Raw genomic sequence first — 1,318 nt, 5'->3', positions numbered from 1 at the left:
GTCATGTCCCCTCCTCGAGATCCAGGGTGCTCACGCACAAGTACCGCAGCGTGCTGTCGTATTCGGCTACGACAAGGCGGCGCGGCCCGTCGCCCGCGAACTCGGGGAGCACGTCGGCCAGGGCCGTCCAGGGGCCGGTGCAGGGACGGCCCGGCGGCGCGGGGCGCACGTCGAATCCCGGCCCGAACTCTTCGGCGTCGGGGCCCTGACCGGGGATGAGCGGGAGGGGACGGCCCGCGCCGCCGCCCGGCTCGTTCAGCACCGCGTCGAGCGTCGAGCGGACCTCCTCCGGCGCGACGCCGGCGAGTTGCCGCGTCACCGGTTCGCCGGCGCGGCCCTCAGGACCGAAGAGCAGCGCCACCGCGCAGTCCTGCCGGGGCACGTCATGCGCCCCCACGGTGTCGTACAGGAAGGTCCGCTGATCGAGCAGGACAACCAGGGCGTGCCGGAACACGTCGGCGTCGGCGTACTCCGAGACCAGTCGCAGGGCCGTGAACCCGGCGGCGGTCCCCTGGTCCGAGAGGTTGAAGGCCAGTGGGTCGCCGGGCAGCGCATCGGCCAGGAAGCAGGACGTGGAGCGGCGTGGATCGGCGTCCGGGGCGGTGTGGGCGACGAGCACCAGATCCAGGGGCTCCTCCAGCGGGGGCAGGTCGGCGAGGAGTTCCTGGGTCATCTCGATGAAGGTGTTGCGCTCGCCCCGCTCCAGAAGCTCCGGGCGGAACTCCACCGGGTACGGGCGCACGAGGTCGGCCTGCATCCGACTCAGGCTCGGCTCCAGCGGATCGGGCAGGAAGGGCCTGCCACCGGAGAAGGTCCGGCTGACCAGGTGCGACAGGCGCAGCGACGCCCGCCGGGCGGGCGCTGGTGCGTCGGCCGGGCCGGAGGGGGTGGTGAGGTACATCGGCGGTCAGGCCCCGGCCTGCTCGCCGGCCTGTTCCCGGACCAGCGCGGCCAGCGATCCCACGGTCTCGAAGTGGTGCTGCTCGAGATCGTCGGTGTCGAACTCCATTCCGAGCTCCTCCTCAATCGTCATCAGCAGCCCGAGTACGGTCGTGGAGTCCAGGCCGAGTTCGTCGAACAGCCGGCTGTTCTCAGTGATGGTGACGGCGTCGACCTGCATCGCCTTGGCGAGCGAGTCGGCGATCGTGGCGACGGCCCGGCCGTACAGGTCGGCGGTGTCGGCGTCCGGTGTGGTGTGCTCCATCGTTCACCTCTGGTATCTCGTGTTTCTTGGGGAGGTCAGGGGGAGACGTCGGCCGCGTCGTGCGCGGTCGGGTCGTAGAGTCGCTGCCGCAGCAGGAGGTCGTCGGGTCTGTCC

At 71.3% G+C, this 1,318-nt stretch carries 2 protein-coding genes; both read right to left on the bottom strand.

All coding sequences use genetic code 11. The annotated features are described in order from the left end of the window. Position 1: 1 nt before the first annotated feature. Positions 2-901, bottom strand: a complete 900-nt coding sequence (locus TN53_RS40630; protein ID WP_046263902.1) for a hypothetical protein — start codon at positions 899-901, stop codon at positions 2-4. Between the two features lie 6 nt (positions 902-907). Beyond that, positions 908-1,204, bottom strand: a complete 297-nt coding sequence (locus tag TN53_RS40625; RefSeq protein ID WP_095046997.1) for an acyl carrier protein — start codon at positions 1,202-1,204, stop codon at positions 908-910. Between the last annotated feature and the right edge of the window lie 114 nt (positions 1,205-1,318).

The organism is Streptomyces sp. WM6386 (assembly GCF_000972385.1).
GTDB lineage: Bacteria > Actinomycetota > Actinomycetes > Streptomycetales > Streptomycetaceae > Streptomyces.
Note: the sequence above shows the minus strand (reverse complement) of the source record. Positions and strands in the feature narration are given on the sequence as shown.